16 protein-coding genes are annotated in these 15248 nt (G+C 67.7%); 6 read left to right on the top strand and 10 right to left on the bottom strand.

The window, feature by feature from the left end:
- Positions 1-62 precede the first annotated feature (62 nt).
- Positions 63-1712, top strand: coding sequence for a phosphoglucomutase (alpha-D-glucose-1,6-bisphosphate-dependent) (pgm, locus tag AC1DEM_RS20030; RefSeq protein ID WP_476886040.1), 1650 nt, complete (start codon positions 63-65; stop codon positions 1710-1712).
- Here pgm and AC1DEM_RS20025 read toward each other — a convergent pair.
- The 3 genes from AC1DEM_RS20025 to AC1DEM_RS20015 all read right to left on the bottom strand — a co-directional run bounded on the left by AC1DEM_RS20025 (position 1702) and on the right by AC1DEM_RS20015 (position 4476).
- Positions 1702-2862, bottom strand: a complete 1161-nt coding sequence (locus tag AC1DEM_RS20025; protein ID WP_476886039.1) for a GGDEF domain-containing protein — start codon at positions 2860-2862, stop codon at positions 1702-1704. The genes pgm and AC1DEM_RS20025 overlap by 11 nt on opposite strands.
- 166 nt (positions 2863-3028) lie before the next feature.
- Complete coding sequence (locus AC1DEM_RS20020) at positions 3029-3598, bottom strand: hypothetical protein (RefSeq protein ID WP_476886038.1); 570 nt, start codon at positions 3596-3598, stop codon at positions 3029-3031.
- A gap of 272 nt (positions 3599-3870) precedes the next feature.
- Positions 3871-4476 (bottom strand): malonic semialdehyde reductase, encoded by a 606-nt coding sequence (locus tag AC1DEM_RS20015; protein ID WP_476886037.1) that lies wholly within the window; start codon positions 4474-4476, stop codon positions 3871-3873.
- 248 nt (positions 4477-4724) lie between these two features.
- Between AC1DEM_RS20015 and AC1DEM_RS20010 the strand changes: the two genes are divergently transcribed.
- Entirely contained in the window at positions 4725-6080 is a 1356-nt protein-coding gene (locus tag AC1DEM_RS20010) for a uracil-xanthine permease family protein (RefSeq protein ID WP_476886036.1), read from the top strand.
- Between the two features lie 165 nt (positions 6081-6245).
- Here the strand turns inward: AC1DEM_RS20010 and AC1DEM_RS20005 are convergent, their stop codons facing one another.
- Both AC1DEM_RS20005 and AC1DEM_RS20000 read right to left on the bottom strand, forming a co-directional pair.
- Entirely contained in the window at positions 6246-6770 is a 525-nt protein-coding gene (locus tag AC1DEM_RS20005; RefSeq protein ID WP_476886035.1) for a hypothetical protein, read from the bottom strand.
- A 57-nt stretch (positions 6771-6827) separates the two neighbouring features.
- Positions 6828-7778, bottom strand: coding sequence for an SDR family oxidoreductase (locus AC1DEM_RS20000; protein WP_476886034.1), 951 nt, complete (start codon positions 7776-7778; stop codon positions 6828-6830).
- Between the two features lie 223 nt (positions 7779-8001).
- Between AC1DEM_RS20000 and AC1DEM_RS19995 the strand changes: the two genes are divergently transcribed.
- The gene (locus AC1DEM_RS19995; protein WP_476886033.1) at positions 8002-8502 is read left to right on the top strand and encodes a DUF6328 family protein; all 501 of its coding nucleotides are present in this window, start codon (positions 8002-8004) and stop codon (positions 8500-8502) included.
- Positions 8499-9218 carry a DUF6766 family protein gene (locus tag AC1DEM_RS19990; RefSeq protein WP_476886032.1) on the top strand — a complete coding sequence of 240 codons (720 nt, stop codon included), beginning with the start codon at positions 8499-8501 and terminating at the stop codon, positions 9216-9218. Before AC1DEM_RS19995 ends, AC1DEM_RS19990 begins: the two co-directional genes overlap by 4 nt.
- A gap of 40 nt (positions 9219-9258) precedes the next feature.
- Here AC1DEM_RS19990 and AC1DEM_RS19985 read toward each other — a convergent pair whose 3' ends face one another.
- Complete coding sequence (locus AC1DEM_RS19985; protein WP_476886031.1) at positions 9259-10383, bottom strand: glycerate kinase; 1125 nt, start codon at positions 10381-10383, stop codon at positions 9259-9261.
- Between the two features lie 155 nt (positions 10384-10538).
- Here AC1DEM_RS19985 and AC1DEM_RS19980 point away from each other — a divergent pair, with 155 nt between their 5' ends.
- Together AC1DEM_RS19980 and AC1DEM_RS19975 are read left to right on the top strand one after the other, a co-directional pair.
- A complete protein-coding gene (locus tag AC1DEM_RS19980) occupies positions 10539-11303 on the top strand; it encodes a histidine phosphatase family protein (RefSeq protein ID WP_476886030.1) in 765 nt (254 codons plus the stop codon).
- Positions 11287-12213 (top strand): NAD(P)H-hydrate dehydratase, encoded by a 927-nt coding sequence (locus AC1DEM_RS19975; protein ID WP_476886029.1) that lies wholly within the window; start codon positions 11287-11289, stop codon positions 12211-12213. The genes AC1DEM_RS19980 and AC1DEM_RS19975 overlap by 17 nt, the downstream gene beginning before the upstream one ends.
- Before the next feature lie 32 nt (positions 12214-12245).
- On the opposite strand, the gene AC1DEM_RS19970 is transcribed toward AC1DEM_RS19975, so the two are convergent.
- From AC1DEM_RS19970 to AC1DEM_RS19955, 4 genes are all read right to left on the bottom strand, one after another.
- Positions 12246-13106, bottom strand: a complete 861-nt coding sequence (locus tag AC1DEM_RS19970) for a glycerophosphodiester phosphodiesterase family protein (RefSeq protein WP_476886028.1) — start codon at positions 13104-13106, stop codon at positions 12246-12248.
- A 110-nt stretch (positions 13107-13216) separates the two neighbouring features.
- Positions 13217-13465: a hypothetical protein gene (locus tag AC1DEM_RS19965; RefSeq protein ID WP_476886027.1), complete on the bottom strand. Its 249-nt coding sequence runs from the start codon at positions 13463-13465 to the stop codon at positions 13217-13219.
- A gap of 188 nt (positions 13466-13653) precedes the next feature.
- Entirely contained in the window at positions 13654-14472 is an 819-nt protein-coding gene (locus tag AC1DEM_RS19960; RefSeq protein ID WP_476886026.1) for an HAD family hydrolase, read from the bottom strand.
- Between the two features lie 256 nt (positions 14473-14728).
- Entirely contained in the window at positions 14729-15241 is a 513-nt protein-coding gene (locus AC1DEM_RS19955) for a YbhB/YbcL family Raf kinase inhibitor-like protein (protein ID WP_476886025.1), read from the bottom strand.
- Positions 15242-15248 lie beyond the last annotated feature (7 nt).

Below are 15248 nucleotides of genomic sequence, written 5' to 3'. Positions count from 1 at the left end.
CATAGGAACGGGTTTGACGCGAAACCGTGTTGCGCTCCGCCCTCGTCTGGCATGCTGGTGCCATGGCTAGCCGCGCGGGCACTGTTGCCCAACCCCAAGACCTTGTTGACCTCACTGCGCTTTTGGATGCGTACTACGACGTTTCGCCGGACCTCTCGGACCCGGGCCAGCGGGTGGCCTTCGGCACCTCCGGGCACCGGGGATCGAGCCTGAAGGCGTCCTTCAACGAACCCCACATCCTCGCTATCACGCAGGCGATCGTGGAATACCGGGCGGGCCAGGGCATCACCGGCCCCCTCTACATGGCGAAGGACACCCATGGCCTGAGCGAGCCCGCACAAAACTCCGCCCTTGAGGTGCTGGCGGCCAACGGCGTGCACGTCCTCATCGACGCCCGCCACGGCTACACGCCCACCCCCGCCCTGAGCCACGCCATCCTGACGCACAACCGGAACGCCGCTCCGGGCGCGCCGCAGGCCGACGGGATCGTGGTGACCCCGAGCCACAACCCGCCGGGTGACGGCGGATTCAAGTACAACCCCCCGCACGGCGGCCCCGCGGACACCGACGCCACCGGCTGGATCGCCAACCGCGCCAACGAGCTCCTCGAAAACGGGCTGCGCGGCGTCAAGCGGATCCCGGTGGCCGACGCCCTCGCCGCCGGGACCACCGGCAAATTCGATTTCCTCAGCAGCTACGTGGACGACCTTCCCTCGGTCCTGGACCTGAATGCGATCCGCGAGGCCGGCGTCCGGATTGGCGCCGACCCCATGGGCGGCGCGTCGGTGGACTACTGGGGCGAGATCGGTGAGCGCCACCACCTGGACCTCACGGTCGTGAACCCGACCGTAGACCCGCAGTGGGCCTTCATGACCCTCGACTGGGACGAGAAGATCCGGATGGATTGCTCCTCGCCGTCGGCGATGGCCTCCCTGATTAACCGCATGTCCGACGGCGCCAAGTTCGACGTCGCCACCGGCAACGACGCGGACGCCGACCGCCACGGAATCGTCACTCCTGACGGCGGCCTGATGAACCCGAACCACTACCTCGCCGTCGCGATCGATTACCTGTACCGGCACCGGACCGGCTGGAACCCGCAGTCTGTGATCGGCAAAACCCTGGTCTCTTCCTCGATCATCGACCGCGTGGCTGAAAGCCTGGGCCGCAAGCTCGTGGAGGTGCCCGTGGGCTTCAAGTGGTTCGTCCCCGGGCTGCTGTCCGGAGAAGGCGCGTTCGGCGGCGAGGAATCCGCGGGTGCGTCCTTTAACAAGATGGACGGGAGCGTCTGGACCACCGACAAGGACGGCATCCTGCTCGCCCTGCTGGCCTCGGAGATCACTGCGGTGACGGGCAAGTCACCGTCACAGCTGTACAAGGGCCTCACCGAGCAGTTCGGTGACCCCGTCTACGCCCGGATCGACGCCGCGGCCACCCGGGAGCAGAAGGCCGCCCTCGGCAAGCTGTCGCCGTCGGACGTCACCGCGACCGAGCTGGCCGGCGAGACGATCACGGCCAAGCTGACCGAGGCGCCGGGCAACGGCGCTGCGATTGGCGGCCTCAAGGTTGTCACCGAAAACGCCTGGTTCGCGGCCCGACCCTCCGGTACGGAGGACGTCTACAAGATCTACGCCGAGTCCTTCAAGGGCGCCGAGCACCTCAAGCAGGTCCAGGCCGAGGCGAAAGCGCTGGTGGACGGGGTTATTTCGTAGGTCCGTTGCCGGTGGCCAACTCGGCGCGGTCCCTGCCAAGCGTCTTTGCCTGGTAGAGGGCCGCGTCGGCCGAAGCCACCGCAGCGTCGAGGCCGCCCGTTCCGGAGCCGGTGCACGCGATGCCGTAGCTCACGGTGGGCAGCCGGGGAATGATTGCCGAGCCGGTTCGATGGAGCCGGGCGCTAATGTCGGCCGTGATTTCCTGCGCCCTGTCCGGCGTGACGCCAGGCAGAAGAAGGATGAATTCCTCGCCCCCGTAGCGGCCCACGAGGTCGGTGGAGCGCACGGTACCGGAGCATGCCCTGGCAAATGCCTGCAGGGCGGAGTCACCGGCCGAATGGCCGAACTGGTCGTTGATCGTCTTGAAGTGGTCCAGGTCCGCCAGGATGAGCGCCGCCGTGGTCCCGGTCCGGCGCAGGCGGCGCAGTTCGTTTTCCGCGAGATCCAGGAACGCAGAGCGGTTGAGCAGGCCCGTGAGTCCGTCCACAGTGGCGCGTGCCCGCAGGTCCCGGGTCTGTTGTTCGTAGCTGAGTTCGGCCATGGTGAAGGACGCCACCACGAGCGTGACCATCGATAAGACTGTCATGGGGACAGAGCCGAAAACTGACGTGAATACCGCACCGTCCGGTCCCTTAATCAGATAGGCGAACAGGCGGCCCAGGTAGAAAACGGCCAGGATTCCGGCGCCCACGGCGAGGGGACGGTGGACGCGGGAGTAGTCGCGGTCGAGCAAGAACAGCTCCCTGGCTCCCATGCCGATCAGCAGGCCCATGAATCCCAGGTACACCGGGCCTCCCGCCCAGACGTTGGTGGCCGGGTGGTCAAGAACTGAGGCGACGGCGGTGGCAGCAGGGCCGGCCGCGAGGAACCAGGGACGGGGTGAGGGCGCCCGCAGCGATCGTCCGCCGGCCCAGATGCTGGCCGCACCGGCCACCAGCAGGACGCTGCCGGCAGGGTTGGCCCAGACCTGGTGCACCGTGCCGTCCATCAGATACGCGGCGTTGCCGGCCAGGAACAGCGAGAGGGCCGTGCACCACCAGCCGCTGTACGGGGACCGGGTGCGCCGGAAGGTGATGAAGTAGAAGAGCATGAGCAGTGTGAGATCGACCAGCGCCAAAGCCACCCGCAGCGTCGCGGTGTCAAGCATCATTTAGTGGTCCCCCCCGGTCCGCCGTGATTTGCCCGAAATACGTCACTCCGTCGAATAAACCGTGGAATAAACCGTCGAAGCTGACCCAAGTATGGCACCCGGCCCGAGGAAGCGACCGCCGGAGTCCCGGATATGACGTGCAGGCCCTTCTATGAGCCCTTCCGGCTTACACCGGGTCTTCGGTCCACAACTTCAGGATCCGGCGGGTGGCGTGCCCGCCGTCGGGCGCCATGTCCACCAGCGCTACCCGGTCCAGCGCGAAGGTCTCGCCCTGCCGGAGCCGTTTGTCGCCGTGGTGCGAGACGTGCGGCCGGTACCCTTCCAGTGTGTAGGCGGGTGTGGAGATCCTGCCTGGCAACTGCTCCACGATCCGGACCAGCTCGTTGTGGAGGATCTGCAGCTGTTCGCTGGATTCAATCAGGTTGACCGGGATCGACCCCGCGCGCCCGAACCCGGCTTCGCCGGCCACGCTGAGCCGGCTGCCCAGGGCATCGGCCACCGGCCCGGCCATGAGGATGGCGATCTGTTCGGCAAGCGGATCACCCGACGCCGGTGGCGCGCCTGGTTCGCGTTCCGTGCCGGCTTTGTGGCGGGGTTCGGCGACGGCGAACTTGGCGACGTCCGACTTAGCGACGTCGAATTTAATTAGGGTGAGGTGCAGCGGCCAGTCATCTCGGGGAAACTCGAGCCCCTCGACGACCGGTTCCACGAAGGCCACCGCGATCAGGTTCCGCATGAGAAAAGTGTGCCACGCCGCGGCGTCCGCGAAACGGGGGGGCTGCCGCAAACAGGCAGTGCCGGCGGCGAAGGCACGGACTAAAATGGGAAGTGGCCTTGGATGTGGGCCTTGCGCTGAACCGCAGAATCACGTCCCGCGTGCCTCCGGCCTGTCCCCCATGGTGCCGGAGGCACCTCCGCGGGTGGACAGCGCCGGAGGCACCTCCGCGGGTGGACAGCGCCGGAGGCACCTCCGCGGGTGGACAGCGCCGGAGAACGGCGCCAAGGCAACTAGACGGTACGGACGACGTCCTCGTAGGCGAATTTCGGCTTGGCGGCGCCCCAGGCGTCTTCTCCGGGCTGGCCGATGTTGACCACCAGGAAGCTCTTCTGGCTTCCCTCGGGGAAGAAAGCGGTGTCGATTTTGGCGAAGTCGGCACCGGTCATAGGGCCGGCCGCGAGGCCGAGTGAGCGGACCGCAAGGATAAAGTAGCCGGCCTGCAGGTGAGCGTTGTTGTTGCCCGTGGCCGCGGCAAGGTCCGGCGCGGCGTCGTACATGGCCTTCGGGGCGTTATAGCCGGGAAGGAACGTATCCCACTGTTCCTGCCAGGCGGTGTCGTAGCTCAGGACCGCGACCAGCGGTGCCGAAGCTGTCTTGGCGCGGTTGCCGGCGGAAAGTGCGTCCACGAGCGTGGCCCGGGCTTCGTCGGAGCGCACGTAGGTGACGCGCAGCGGCTGGGAGTTGAAGGCGGTGGGGCCGAACTTGGTCAGTTCGTAGATGGCGCGGGCCTGCTCGTCAGTAACGTCGCCGGTGAAAACGTTGGCGGTGCGGGCTTCGGCAAAGATGGCGTCGACGGCAGCTGCCTCGATTACTGCTTCATCGTGGGCGATTGTCATGGGCATCCCTTTCGCTGTGGCGGCGCACTCTCGTGTGGCCGGCTTCTCCTGGTGTCCATAGTTGCAACTTCAACAGCCCGCGTCTGCTTCCCACTGCGTCCTATGACGTGCGGCACACCGCGCCGCCAGCCGGGAGGGCAATGGCCGGAAGCCAATCGCACGAGGGGACGGCCGGCAATACCCCGCGCGGTAAAGTTGCTCCGGAAGATTCCTTCCCCCTCCGCCCACATTCTCTGAAAGGCCCCGGCATGAGCATGCTCGGCACCAAATGGAAGCTCCACGGCAACGGCAAGTCCGTCCGCCCCGGTGAGGTCGTCAGGCCTGATGAGCGGCTCACCTGGCCCTTGACGGTAGGGATCGGGATGCAGCACGTTGTTGCCATGTTCGGTGCCACCTTCCTGGTCCCGATTATCACAGGCATGCCGCCAGCCACCACCCTGTTCTTCTCCGGCATCGGCACCCTGCTGTTCCTGGTCATCACGAAGGGACGCGTGCCGAGCTACCTCGGTTCGAGCTTCGCTTTCATCGCGCCGATCATGGCTTCCCAGCAGCAGTTCGGTATTCCCGGGGCGCTCGGTGGAGTGGTGTTGGCCGGCGCGACCCTCGCCGTCGTCGGCGCCGTGGTGCAGAAGTTCGGCGCCGGCTGGATCAACCGGGTCATGCCGCCGATTGTGACCGGTGCGATCGTGGCTTTGATCGGCCTGAACCTGGCGCCCGCGGCGAAGGCCAACTTCGACCTGGCCCCCGTCACGGCCTTCATCACCTTGGCCGTCATCATCGTGGTCAGCGTGCTGTTCCGCGGCATGCTGGGCCGGCTGAGCATCCTGGTGGGGGTTCTGGTGGGCTACTTGGTTGCGATGATCCGGGGCGAGGTGGACTTCTCCAAGATGGAGGGTGCCGCGTGGGTCGGCCTGCCGCATTTCCAGACCCCCGAGTTCCACCTCGGCGTCGTGGGCCTCTTCGTGCCCGTGGTGCTGGTGCTCGTGGCAGAGAACATCGGCCATGTGAAGTCCGTGTCAGCCATGACAGGGCAGAACCTCGACGGCGTGTCCGGCCGCGCGTTGCTGGCCGACGGCGCCGCCACTGTCCTTGCCGGGCTTGGCGGCGGTTCCGGGACCACCACGTACGCCGAAAACATCGGCGTCATGGCTGCCACCAAGGTCTATTCGACGGCGGCGTACTGGGTGGCCGGCGTCTTCGCGGTGATCCTGAGCTTCTCGCCGAAGTTCGGCGAACTCATCGCCACCGTCCCCGCCGGCGTCCTGGGCGGCGCGGCCACGATGCTCTACGGCATGATCGGTGTGCTGGGCGTGAAGATCTGGGTCCAGAACAAGGTGAACTTCTCCAACTCGATCAACCTGACCACGGCCGCCGTCGCCCTGATTGTCGGGATTGCCGACTACACCTGGACCATCGGCGACCTGAAGTTCACCGGGATCGCGCTGGGCTCGGCCGCGGCCCTGGTGATCTACCACGGAATGAAGGCGATCGCGAAGGTCCGGGGGACGGTGGCGGAGCCGGAAACCGAAGATCCCTCGCCGGCTGCGGCCTCGACGGCCGCGGTCAAGGCAGCCGTCAAGCGCGCCCCCAAGAAGCGCCGCTAAATAACAGCGCTAAAAGGACACCGCTAAGAAGCACCGCTTGCGCGGCAACTTCCCGCAGACGAAGGAGGCCGGACTCCGCCCACAGGCAGAGTCCGGCCTCCTTCGCTGTCAGGGCCCCGCCTTGGGGCGGCAGCTCCCGCAGCCGCGGGGGCGACGGCGCCGGGACTAGCCGGCGTCGAAGGAGTCCTTGTCATCGTCGCGGTCCTTCGGCGACTTGCTCTCCGGCAGGTCCGTGCCGGAGCCGTCCGGCAGGCCCGCCGCGTCCTGCCCTGGCTCGGAGGAGAAGGGGCGTCCGGCGTCGGGCTTTTCCGTGTTGGCCTCGTCCATCTCCGCCTCCGACGACGGCACTGCGGCCTCGGCATCCTCCTGGGCATCGGGGTCGAAGCCGGGGGTTGCGCTGGCGTTTTCTGAACTCATTTGTTCCTCCGTTCCTCCGAAGCGTCCTGCTCCGGGTTCTCCTGCACTGTCATGGTCTTCGGCACCGAACTGGCTCAGGTCCGGCGCCCCGGCCGGATACGTTTCGCCGTCGGGGCTGTCCTGGTTCAGCCCGGCGGCGTCGAAGGCCTCCTCCTCGCGGGGCTGGGCGAAGTTCCTTGCATCGCCGTCGGGCATCTCCTGCTCGGCGGTCGGCGTGCCGTAGCCGCCCGCTTCTTCGGTGACGCTCTTGGGATCCTGCTGGTTTTCAGTCATGTCATTCCTCCTGGTGCTGGAAAAGGGACTAGCTGGACTGGACGGATGAATGCGGACTCAGAGACCTTTGCCGCCGGTGACCGGAAGCACTGCTCCGGAAATGTAGGAACCGTGGTCCGAGGCGAGAAGCACGTAGGCGGCCGCGAGCTCCGCCGGTTGGCCAGCCCGCTGCAGCGGCGTGTCCTGGCCGAAGGAGGGCAGTTTCTCCGGCCATTCGGTGGCCGGAATCAGCGGCGTCCAGATGGGACCCGGTGCCACGGCGTTGACCCTGATTCCCTTGGGTCCAAGCTCCTGGGCCAGCGCCTTGGTGAAAGCCACTTGGGCCGCCTTGGTCATGGCGTAGTCGATGAGCCCCGGGGACGGGTTGAAGGCCTGGATCGAGGCTGTGGTGATGATGGAGGCGCCGGCCTTCAGTTGCGGGACGGCGGCCCGGGCGGTCCAGAGCAGGGAGTACAGATTGGTTTTGAAGACGCGGTCGAACTCTTCGGTGGACAGCGTTTCCAGGCTGTCACGGTTCTTCTGGTAGGCCGCATTCAGCACCAGGACATCGAGGCCCCCGATTTCGGCCAGCGTCGCCTCGACGATGTGCGCCGCGAAGTCCTCGCTGCGGCCATCGCCGGGGAGCAGCAGGGCCTTGCGGCCGGCCTTCCGGACCCACTCGGCGGTCTCCTGTGCGTCTTCCTCTTCCTCCGGCAGGTAGGAGATCGCGATGTCGGCTCCCTCGCGGGCGAAGGCGATCGCCACTGCCCTGCCGATTCCGGAGTCACCGCCGGTGATCAGGGCGGCTTTGCCGCTCAGGGCGCCGCTGCCGCGGTAGCTTTCCTCGCCATGGTCCGGTTTGGGCTCCATGGGTGCGGTGAGGCCGGGCTGTTTCTGGACCTGTTCCGGGAACGGGCCCGCATGGTAGCCAGCGCGGGGATCGCGCGGCTGGTCCTGCTGCTTGGGCTGGTCCTGCTGCTTGCCGCCGCTGGAGGCGCTGGCTGCCGTGCTGCTTGCGTCGTCACTCATAGTCCACCTAACCACGTTCGGTTTCCAGGGAAGCTCATCGGACGGTGCAACCGTGGCCGATGAAACATCCCAGCGAAGTAATCAGTTTCTACCCTAACCTCAAAAATCGTCAGCAGGCTTACTACCGACTTGTCTTTTAGCAACTCTCAAGCCTAGGTTGAGGGTAGGCCGCACGTTGCGGCAGGTGCACGGTTTGGTTTCAGGATTGCGCGGAGGAGCACCAATGACAGGCCCAACGGCGCCGAAAGATGACGGCAGGGACGAATCGCGTCTTGAACGGATGGACCGCAACTGGGCCGAACTGCTGCAGGAGCTCCGGGTTCTCCAGACCGGGGTCCAGCTCCTCGCCGGTTTCCTCCTGACCCTGCCGTTCCAGGTGCGCTTCCAGACGCTCGACGACTACCAGACCCGCCTGTACCTCGCCAACGTTGTCTTGGCTGCCCTTACCACGGCCACCATCCTGCTGCCCGTGAGCGTGCACCGCCGGCTGTTCCGGCAAGGGTTGAAGGCCACGCTCGTGGCCAGCGCCGACGTCATCGCCAAAGTTTCATTGGCCGGCGTCGCGCTCCTGAGCGTGGGTACCACGTCCCTGATCTTCGACGTCACCGTAGGCCGGACGGCGGGCGTGGTAGCCGGCGTCGGGCTGCTCACCGTTTTGGTCCTGCTGTTGATCGTTGTTCCCGCATGGCTACAGCGGCAGGGCCGCGAAGAGGAGTCACTATGACAGGCATTTCACATCAGCGGCACACGGCAGGCACGGGAGGAACGGGAGGAACCATGGGCAGGTGGGTCAAGAACCACGGCCTGCTGCTGGCCAATATCGGACTCTTCGTCGTGTTCTTCGGCGGCATGATTCTCAGCGGGGCGGCCAGCTACAGCGAGGACCAACTGGCCCATGGTGAACCGGCGGTGAGCATCCTGCAGTACCTCGGTACCGGGGACTTTGTGGAGGCGACGTTCGAAAACTGGGAGTCGGAATTCCTGCAGATGGGCATGTACGTCATCCTGACCGTCTTCCTGTTCCAGAAGGGGTCTTCCGAGTCCAAGCCCATGGGCAGCCCCGCCCCGCAGGACGAGGACCCCAGGGAAGCCAAGCTCAAGCCATCCACCCCGTGGCCCCTCCGGCGCGGCGGCTTGGTGCTCAAGCTCTACGAACACTCGCTCTCGATCATGTTCCTGCTGTTGTTCGTGGCGTCCTTCATCCTGCACGCGGTGGGCGGTGCTGATGCCTACAACAGTGAGCAGCAGAGCCACGGCCAGCCCACGGTAACCGTGCTGGGCTTTCTGGCGACGAGCCAGTTTTGGTTCCAGTCATTCCAGAACTGGCAAAGCGAGTTCCTGGCGGTGGCGGTCCTTGTGGGCGCCTCGGTCTACCTGCGCGAGAAGGGCTCCCCCGAGTCCAAACCCGTGGCCGAACCGCACTACGAGACCGGCGCCTAACCTGCGGGGTGGCCGGCACCGCGCCCGGCCAGCAGATGCGCTACGCGCCTTCGAGGACCTGGCTGGTGACCCAGGTGAGGTACTTTGCGGCGTTGGCGATGGCGTCCTCCGGGCTGCCGGCGACGTCCAGCAGCTGCGCCGCGGCGACTACTCCGTGCGGGGCGAGGTCCTCCGGGGTGACGAGGATCCGGCCGGCCACCACGATCACCGGAATGCCGAGCGCCTGGGCGGCGTCGGCGAGGGCGATCGGCGCTTTGCCCGTCAGCGATTGGCTGTCCATGGAGCCTTCTCCGGTGATGACCAAATCAGCCACCGCGAGTTTCGCGGCGAGCCCGGTGAGCCCGGCCACCAGCTCGAAGCCGCCTTCCAGGGCGGCGGTGCTGAAGGCCAGGAACGACGCCGGGAAGCCACCGGCCGCCCCGGCGCCGGGCACATTGACGTCCCGGCCGGTCGCCCCGCGCAGGACCGAGGCCCAGTTGCGCAGGCCGGCGTCGAGCAGCTCCATGGCATCGGCGTCGGCACCTTTTTGCGGACCGAACACGTACGCGGCCCCGTCGCTGCCGTACAGCGGGTTCTGGACGTCCACGGCGATCCTGAACTTCACCCCGGCCAGCCGCGGATCGAGGCCGCTGGTATCCACGGACGCGACCTCGGCGAGTGATCCGCCGCCGAGGGGCACAACATTGCCCGCGGCGTCCAGCGGTTTGAGACCGAGGGCCCGGAGGGCACCGCTGCCGCCGTCGCTCATGGCCGAACCGCCCACGCCGAGCACGATTTCCGTGGCCCCGGCGTCCAGCGCTGCGGCGATCAGCTGGCCGCAGCCATAACTGTGGGCGCGCAGCGAGTTGGCCGGCGTGGGCTCCATGTGCGCCAGCCCGGAGGCCTGCGCCGTTTCGATCACCGCGGTGGCCCCGCCGAAGGCGTCCGCGCGGATGGCCCACGCGGCACCGATCGGGGCCAGAATGGGGCCAACAACTGCGTTGAGCCGTTCCTCGTAACCGGCCGCAACAGCCGCCTCGAGGGTGCCTTCACCGCCGTCGGCCACCGGAAACTGGGTGGTCTCGGCGTCCGGGTAGACGCGCAGGGCGCCTTCGGCAATGGCGGCGGCGGCTTCGACGGCGGTGAGGGAGCCCTTGAACTTGTCCGGGGCGATGAGGATGCGCATGGCACTATCCTGCCAGCCCGGCGGTGCCTGACCATGCTCGACTGCCCGGCGCAGCGACAAACCCGCGCCACCGGGAGTAACGTGGCTGCCACACACATTCGGCCCGGTCCGGGCCGGCAGAGGACGACGTCGGGAACCAACGGACAGGGGGATCGATGAGCCACCACGGACACGGCAGCGTTCCGGGCGTGACCGAGCTGCTGCTGGTACGTCACGGTGAAAGCCAAGGCAACGTTGCCGCCACGCTGGCTCAACAGGCCGGTGCGCATGTCATTGATGTCCCGGCACGGGACGCGGATGTCGGATTGTCGGACACGGGACATGAACAGGCGTTGGCCCTGGGCAGGCTCCTCGCGGAGTATCCGGACGGCCGGCGCACACCGGTCTGGTCCTCGCCCTACCTGCGCGCCCGGCAGACCGCAGAACTCGCCGTCCAGACCGGCGGGTGGCAAACGGCAGTCCTGATCGACGAGCGGTTGCGCGACCGCGAGCTAGGAATCCTGGACATGCTCACCACGGCCGGGGTGGAAGCCCGGCTCCCCGAGGAGGCCGGCCGGCGGCGGTGGCTCGGCAAGTTCTACTACCGGCCCCCGGGCGGTGAGTCGTGGGCAGATGTGGTGCTGCGGCTCCGCTCGTTGCTGGCCGACCTTGACAACAAGCATTCCGGCGAGGGCGTCCTGCTGGTCTGCCACGACGCCGTGATCCTGCTCATCCGCTACATCCTGGAGGGCCTCTCGGAGCAGCAGCTGCTGGACATCGCGGCCACGTCCACCATCCTCAATGCCTCCGTCAGCCGCTTCGTCCGGCCCGACGGCAGGGGGGAATGGCTGTTGGAGACTTTCAATATGGCCGACCACCTCACGAGCGAAGGCGTCCCGGTAACCCAGCACTCGGGCGACGCGGATGTCCACCCCCGCTAAGTCCCGGCGGCCCAAGCCCCCTCAGGCCGAAGCCGTCACCCCGACGTTGCTGCGTGCCTGGCCCCTTCCCGGCGGCGGCTCCGGGAAGGATGACCGCGGCTCCGTGCTGGTCATCGGCGGCGCGCGCAAGACGCCCGGAGCGGCCTTGCTCGCCGGGGTCGCTGCCCTCCGCGCGGGTGCGGGCCGGCTGACCCTGGCCGTGGCGGATTCCGTTGCGATACCGCTGGCCATTGCCCTGCCCGAAGCTGGCGTCCTTGGACTGCCGGAAACGACGGCCGGGACCGTGGTAGGTTCCGCAGGCGGGTCCCTGGCCGCCGAGCTGGAAACAGCAGACGCCGTCCTGGTGGGGCCCGGCCTGGACGACAAGGACCAAACCACGGCGCTGCTGCGTGAACTCCTCAAAGCCACCCCGGGCAACCAGCCGTGTTTTGTCCTGGATGCCTTTGCAATGGCCAGCCTGCCGGAGCTCGAAGACGAACTGTCTCCGTGGGCCGGCCGGCTGATCCTAACCCCGAACATCACGGAGGCGGCCATCCTCCTCGGCCGGGATGTCGAGGATCTGCACCGCGAGCTCCCTGAGGTGGCCGACAAATATCACGCCGTGGTCTCCTGCCAAGGGGTGATCGCAGAACCCCGCAGCAGCGGCAGGGCTGCTGCGTCTGGGCCCGGCCTCTGGGAGATCACCACCGGGCACAGCGGACTGGGCACCTCAGGCAGCGGAGATGTCCTCTCTGGCGCCATCACCGGCCTTCGCGCCAGGGGAACGGGCAACGCGCAGGCTGCCTGCTGGGGGACGCATCTGCATGCTGCGGCCGGAGACCGACTTGCCAGCCGGCTGGGCGGCTTGGGCTACCTCGCCCGGGAGCTCAACGAGGAACTGCCGCCACTCATGATGGAACTTTCCGCCTGACGCCGGTCCCTCTCTTTTAGACCGGGACCCGTTCAAGACCAGGTCCCGCGCTCCTGGAGGACCGCCTTGAGCAGGTCCGCACGGTCCGTCACGATCCCGTCGACGCCGAGGTCCAGCAGGCGGTGCATTTCGGCGGGCTCATTAACCGTCCACACATGGACTTGCAGGCCGTGCCGGTGTGCCCGCCGGATGAAGCCGGGCGTCACCACTGGCACGGCACCGTAGCGGACCGGGACCTGCAGGGCGTGGACTCCGCGCAGTGCCCGGCGCGCCACGAGCGACATCAGCCGCGCCGGCAGCACGGGGCCCAACAGGACGAACACGGCATTGGACACGATGCCGGCCGAACCCGCGGCGGGACGGCTCAACTGCTTCAGCACTGCACGGCGGCGCCGGTCCGAGAAACTGGCCACCAGCACCCGGTCGTGCAGTCCGTGGCGCTCGATCGCCGAGGCCAGGGTGGCCACGGAATTCCAGTCCTTGACGTCGACATTGAGCCGGACGTCAGGGAAGGCCGCGATCAGCTCTTCGAACCGCGGGATCGGTTCGGATCCGCCGATCCTGGCCAGGTCCACGGTCGCGGCAGGAAGGTCCGCGATCCGGCCCCGCTCCGCCGTGATCCGGTCCAGGGCTTTGTCGTGGAAGACCACCAACACGCCGTCGGCCGTTGTGTGCACGTCCGTCTCCAGGTGCCGGAACCCGAGCTCGACGGCGGCGCGGAAGGCGGCCATCGAGTTCTCCAGTCCGTCCAGCGAGAAGCCCCGGTGGGCAAGCGCCAGGGGCGCCCGGGTGCCGGTGAAGGTTCCGGCGGGTCCTGGGGTCCTGGCGGCTGGGTCCTCGGGGCCGCCGTCGGGATGCCCGCGGGGGGCGAAGTAGGGGTGCGGTTCAGTCACTCCTGAAGCGTACCCGAGGCTCGATCTGCCGGTGCCGGGGCCGAGGGGATCGGGTCAACGGGGCCGAGAGGATCGGGTCAACGGGGCCGGCTCTGGGCGGGATCGAGGCGTCAGGAGTCGTTCTGGCGGATTTCGACGTCGTCGCTGCAGTGCAGGAGTGTGCGGCCGCGGCCGCCGTCGAGGTCCACCCAGATCATGCTGTGATCCTCCGTGACGGCGTCCACGAGGCCGCCGGTCTCGAAGCCCGGGCCCAGCCGGACGCTGACGCGGTCGCCCTGGCGCAGCTGCCTCCAGTGCCGGTCCGGCTCCACCTTGTGCAGGGGTTGTTCGTCCGTGTTGTTGATGCGGTATCTGGCCATGATGTCCCCACTATCGGTCAAACGATCTGTCGCGAGCTCCCAGCCTAGGAGGCCAAGGTGAACGCCAGTTGGCCGTCCACTGGGAATCCGGTGTCCACGCGGAGGGCCGGTTTGCGGCGGAGTGCAGGGGTGCGAGGGTGCAGGGCGCCGGCGGTGTCCGAGTGGACGTGGTCAGCTCCCGCGTGGCTTCAGGGCAACCGGACGCCGAGTTCGGCGAGCTTGGCCTCGAGGATCTGGGCGACGCCGTCGTCGTCGAAGTGCGGGGCCTGCTGACCGGCGGCCCGGATCGCTTCGGGGTGGCCGCTGGCCATGGCGTAACCGTGCCCGGCCCATCGAAGCATCTCGATGTCGTTGGGCATGTCCCCGAAGGCCACCACGTCCGCGGCGCCGATGCCGAGCGAGGCCGCATATTCGGCCAGGGTCACGGCCTTGTTCACCCCGGGCAGGGACAGCTCCAGCAGGGCCATGTTCGGCGCCGAGTGGGTCGCGGCGGCCAGGTGGGCGACGGCGGGTGTCACCTCGGCCAGGAATTCGTCGGCGGTGCCTTCCCGGACGATGGCGAGGAATTTCGCGATGGAGTCCGCCTCAGTGAGGGTGGTGTGCAGCGGGGCCGGCGTGAATTCCGCGAGCAGTTCGCTCGAGCCGTTCTCGATAAAGCCCGGTTCCAGGTGGAAGCCGGTCAGGGTCTCGGCTGCAAACAGCGCGGACGGACGCAACCGTTTGATGATGCGGCGCGCCTCGAACATGGCGTCGAGGTCCAGTGTCCGGGCCGAGAGCATGCGGTCGGCCTCGAGGTCCCACACGACAGCGCCGTTGGAGCAGATGACCGTTCCGGTGTGCCCCAGCTGGTCCTGCAGGGGGTGGAGCCAGCGCGGCGGGCGCCCCGTGACGAACACCAGTTCCAGCCCGGCGTCGCGGCAGGCGTGGAACGCGCGGACGGTCCTGTCGCTGATCTTGCCGTCATGGCCGAGGATCGTTCCGTCGATGTCACTTGCTACCAGCCGCATAGTGCCAGTCTACGTGCGCCGGGACGGTCGGCCCTCGCGGCTGTGCGCGCCGAGGTGTGCGCCGAGGTGTGCGCCGAGATCGCCGGAACGCGTCGGGTTCGCCGGAATATTCCGGCGATCTGGAGAGTTTGCGGCGACCTCGGGACGGGTTGGGCGAGTTCGGCGATCTGGAGAGTTTGCGGCGATCTCGGCGACCTCGGGGCGAGGGCGGGTTCGGCGACCTCGGGCGAGGGCGACGGCGGCGGGCCGAGGCGGCTCAGTGGCGTTCGAAGATGCCGGTAAGCGTTCCCCGGCCCAGGGTGTGCCGCGACAGCTTCGCTTCCAGGCTGCCCGGAGAAGTGTGCTCGTTGAGCCCCGACGGTGCGATGTCGAGCGCGTGCACGGTGATGACGTACCGGTGCGGCCCGTGCCCGGGAGGCGGCGCGGCGCCCAGGTAGCCGTGGAACCCGCCGTCGTTCCTTAACTGGATGGCGCCCGCGGGAAGATGCTTGCCGCCCTCGGCGCCCGCCCCTGCCGGCAGCGACGTGACGTCGGCGGGGACGTCCAGCACGGCCCAGTGCCAGAATCCGCCGCGGCCCGGGGCGTCGGGGTCGAACATGGTGACGGCATAGCCCTTAGTGCCGGCCGGGGCGCCGCTCCAGCTCAGCTGTGGGGACTCGTCCTGGCCGCCGGCGCGCATTTTGCCGCTGCGCTGGGCAGGCGGGAGAGTCTGGCCCTCCGCAAAGGATTCACTACGGACAGGGAACTCCGGAAATTCGTGGCGTGTCATGGCTGCC

It is taken from the genome of Arthrobacter sp. 05T420 (assembly GCF_056396305.1).
Note: the sequence above shows the minus strand (reverse complement) of the source record. Positions and strands in the feature narration are given on the sequence as shown.

Bases quoted from the DNA above. Each gene is read 5' to 3' on its own strand.
- pgm (WP_476886040.1), top strand. From the start codon at position 63: ATGGCTAGCCGCGCGGGCACTGTTGCCCAACCCCAAGACCTTGTTGAC.
- AC1DEM_RS20025 (WP_476886039.1), bottom strand. From the start codon at position 2,862: ATGATGCTTGACACCGCGACGCTGCGGGTGGCTTTGGCGCTGGTCGAT.
- AC1DEM_RS20020 (WP_476886038.1), bottom strand. From the start codon at position 3,598: ATGCGGAACCTGATCGCGGTGGCCTTCGTGGAACCGGTCGTCGAGGGG.
- AC1DEM_RS20015 (WP_476886037.1), bottom strand. From the start codon at position 4,476: ATGACAATCGCCCACGATGAAGCAGTAATCGAGGCAGCTGCCGTCGAC.
- AC1DEM_RS20010 (WP_476886036.1), top strand. From the start codon at position 4,725: ATGAGCATGCTCGGCACCAAATGGAAGCTCCACGGCAACGGCAAGTCC.
- AC1DEM_RS20005 (WP_476886035.1), bottom strand. From the start codon at position 6,770: ATGACTGAAAACCAGCAGGATCCCAAGAGCGTCACCGAAGAAGCGGGC.
- AC1DEM_RS20000 (WP_476886034.1), bottom strand. From the start codon at position 7,778: ATGAGTGACGACGCAAGCAGCACGGCAGCCAGCGCCTCCAGCGGCGGC.
- AC1DEM_RS19995 (WP_476886033.1), top strand. From the start codon at position 8,002: ATGACAGGCCCAACGGCGCCGAAAGATGACGGCAGGGACGAATCGCGT.
- AC1DEM_RS19990 (WP_476886032.1), top strand. From the start codon at position 8,499: ATGACAGGCATTTCACATCAGCGGCACACGGCAGGCACGGGAGGAACG.
- AC1DEM_RS19985 (WP_476886031.1), bottom strand. From the start codon at position 10,383: ATGCGCATCCTCATCGCCCCGGACAAGTTCAAGGGCTCCCTCACCGCC.
- AC1DEM_RS19980 (WP_476886030.1), top strand. From the start codon at position 10,539: ATGAGCCACCACGGACACGGCAGCGTTCCGGGCGTGACCGAGCTGCTG.
- AC1DEM_RS19975 (WP_476886029.1), top strand. From the start codon at position 11,287: ATGTCCACCCCCGCTAAGTCCCGGCGGCCCAAGCCCCCTCAGGCCGAA.
- AC1DEM_RS19965 (WP_476886027.1), bottom strand. From the start codon at position 13,465: ATGGCCAGATACCGCATCAACAACACGGACGAACAACCCCTGCACAAG.
- AC1DEM_RS19960 (WP_476886026.1), bottom strand. From the start codon at position 14,472: ATGCGGCTGGTAGCAAGTGACATCGACGGAACGATCCTCGGCCATGAC.
- AC1DEM_RS19955 (WP_476886025.1), bottom strand. From the start codon at position 15,241: ATGACACGCCACGAATTTCCGGAGTTCCCTGTCCGTAGTGAATCCTTT.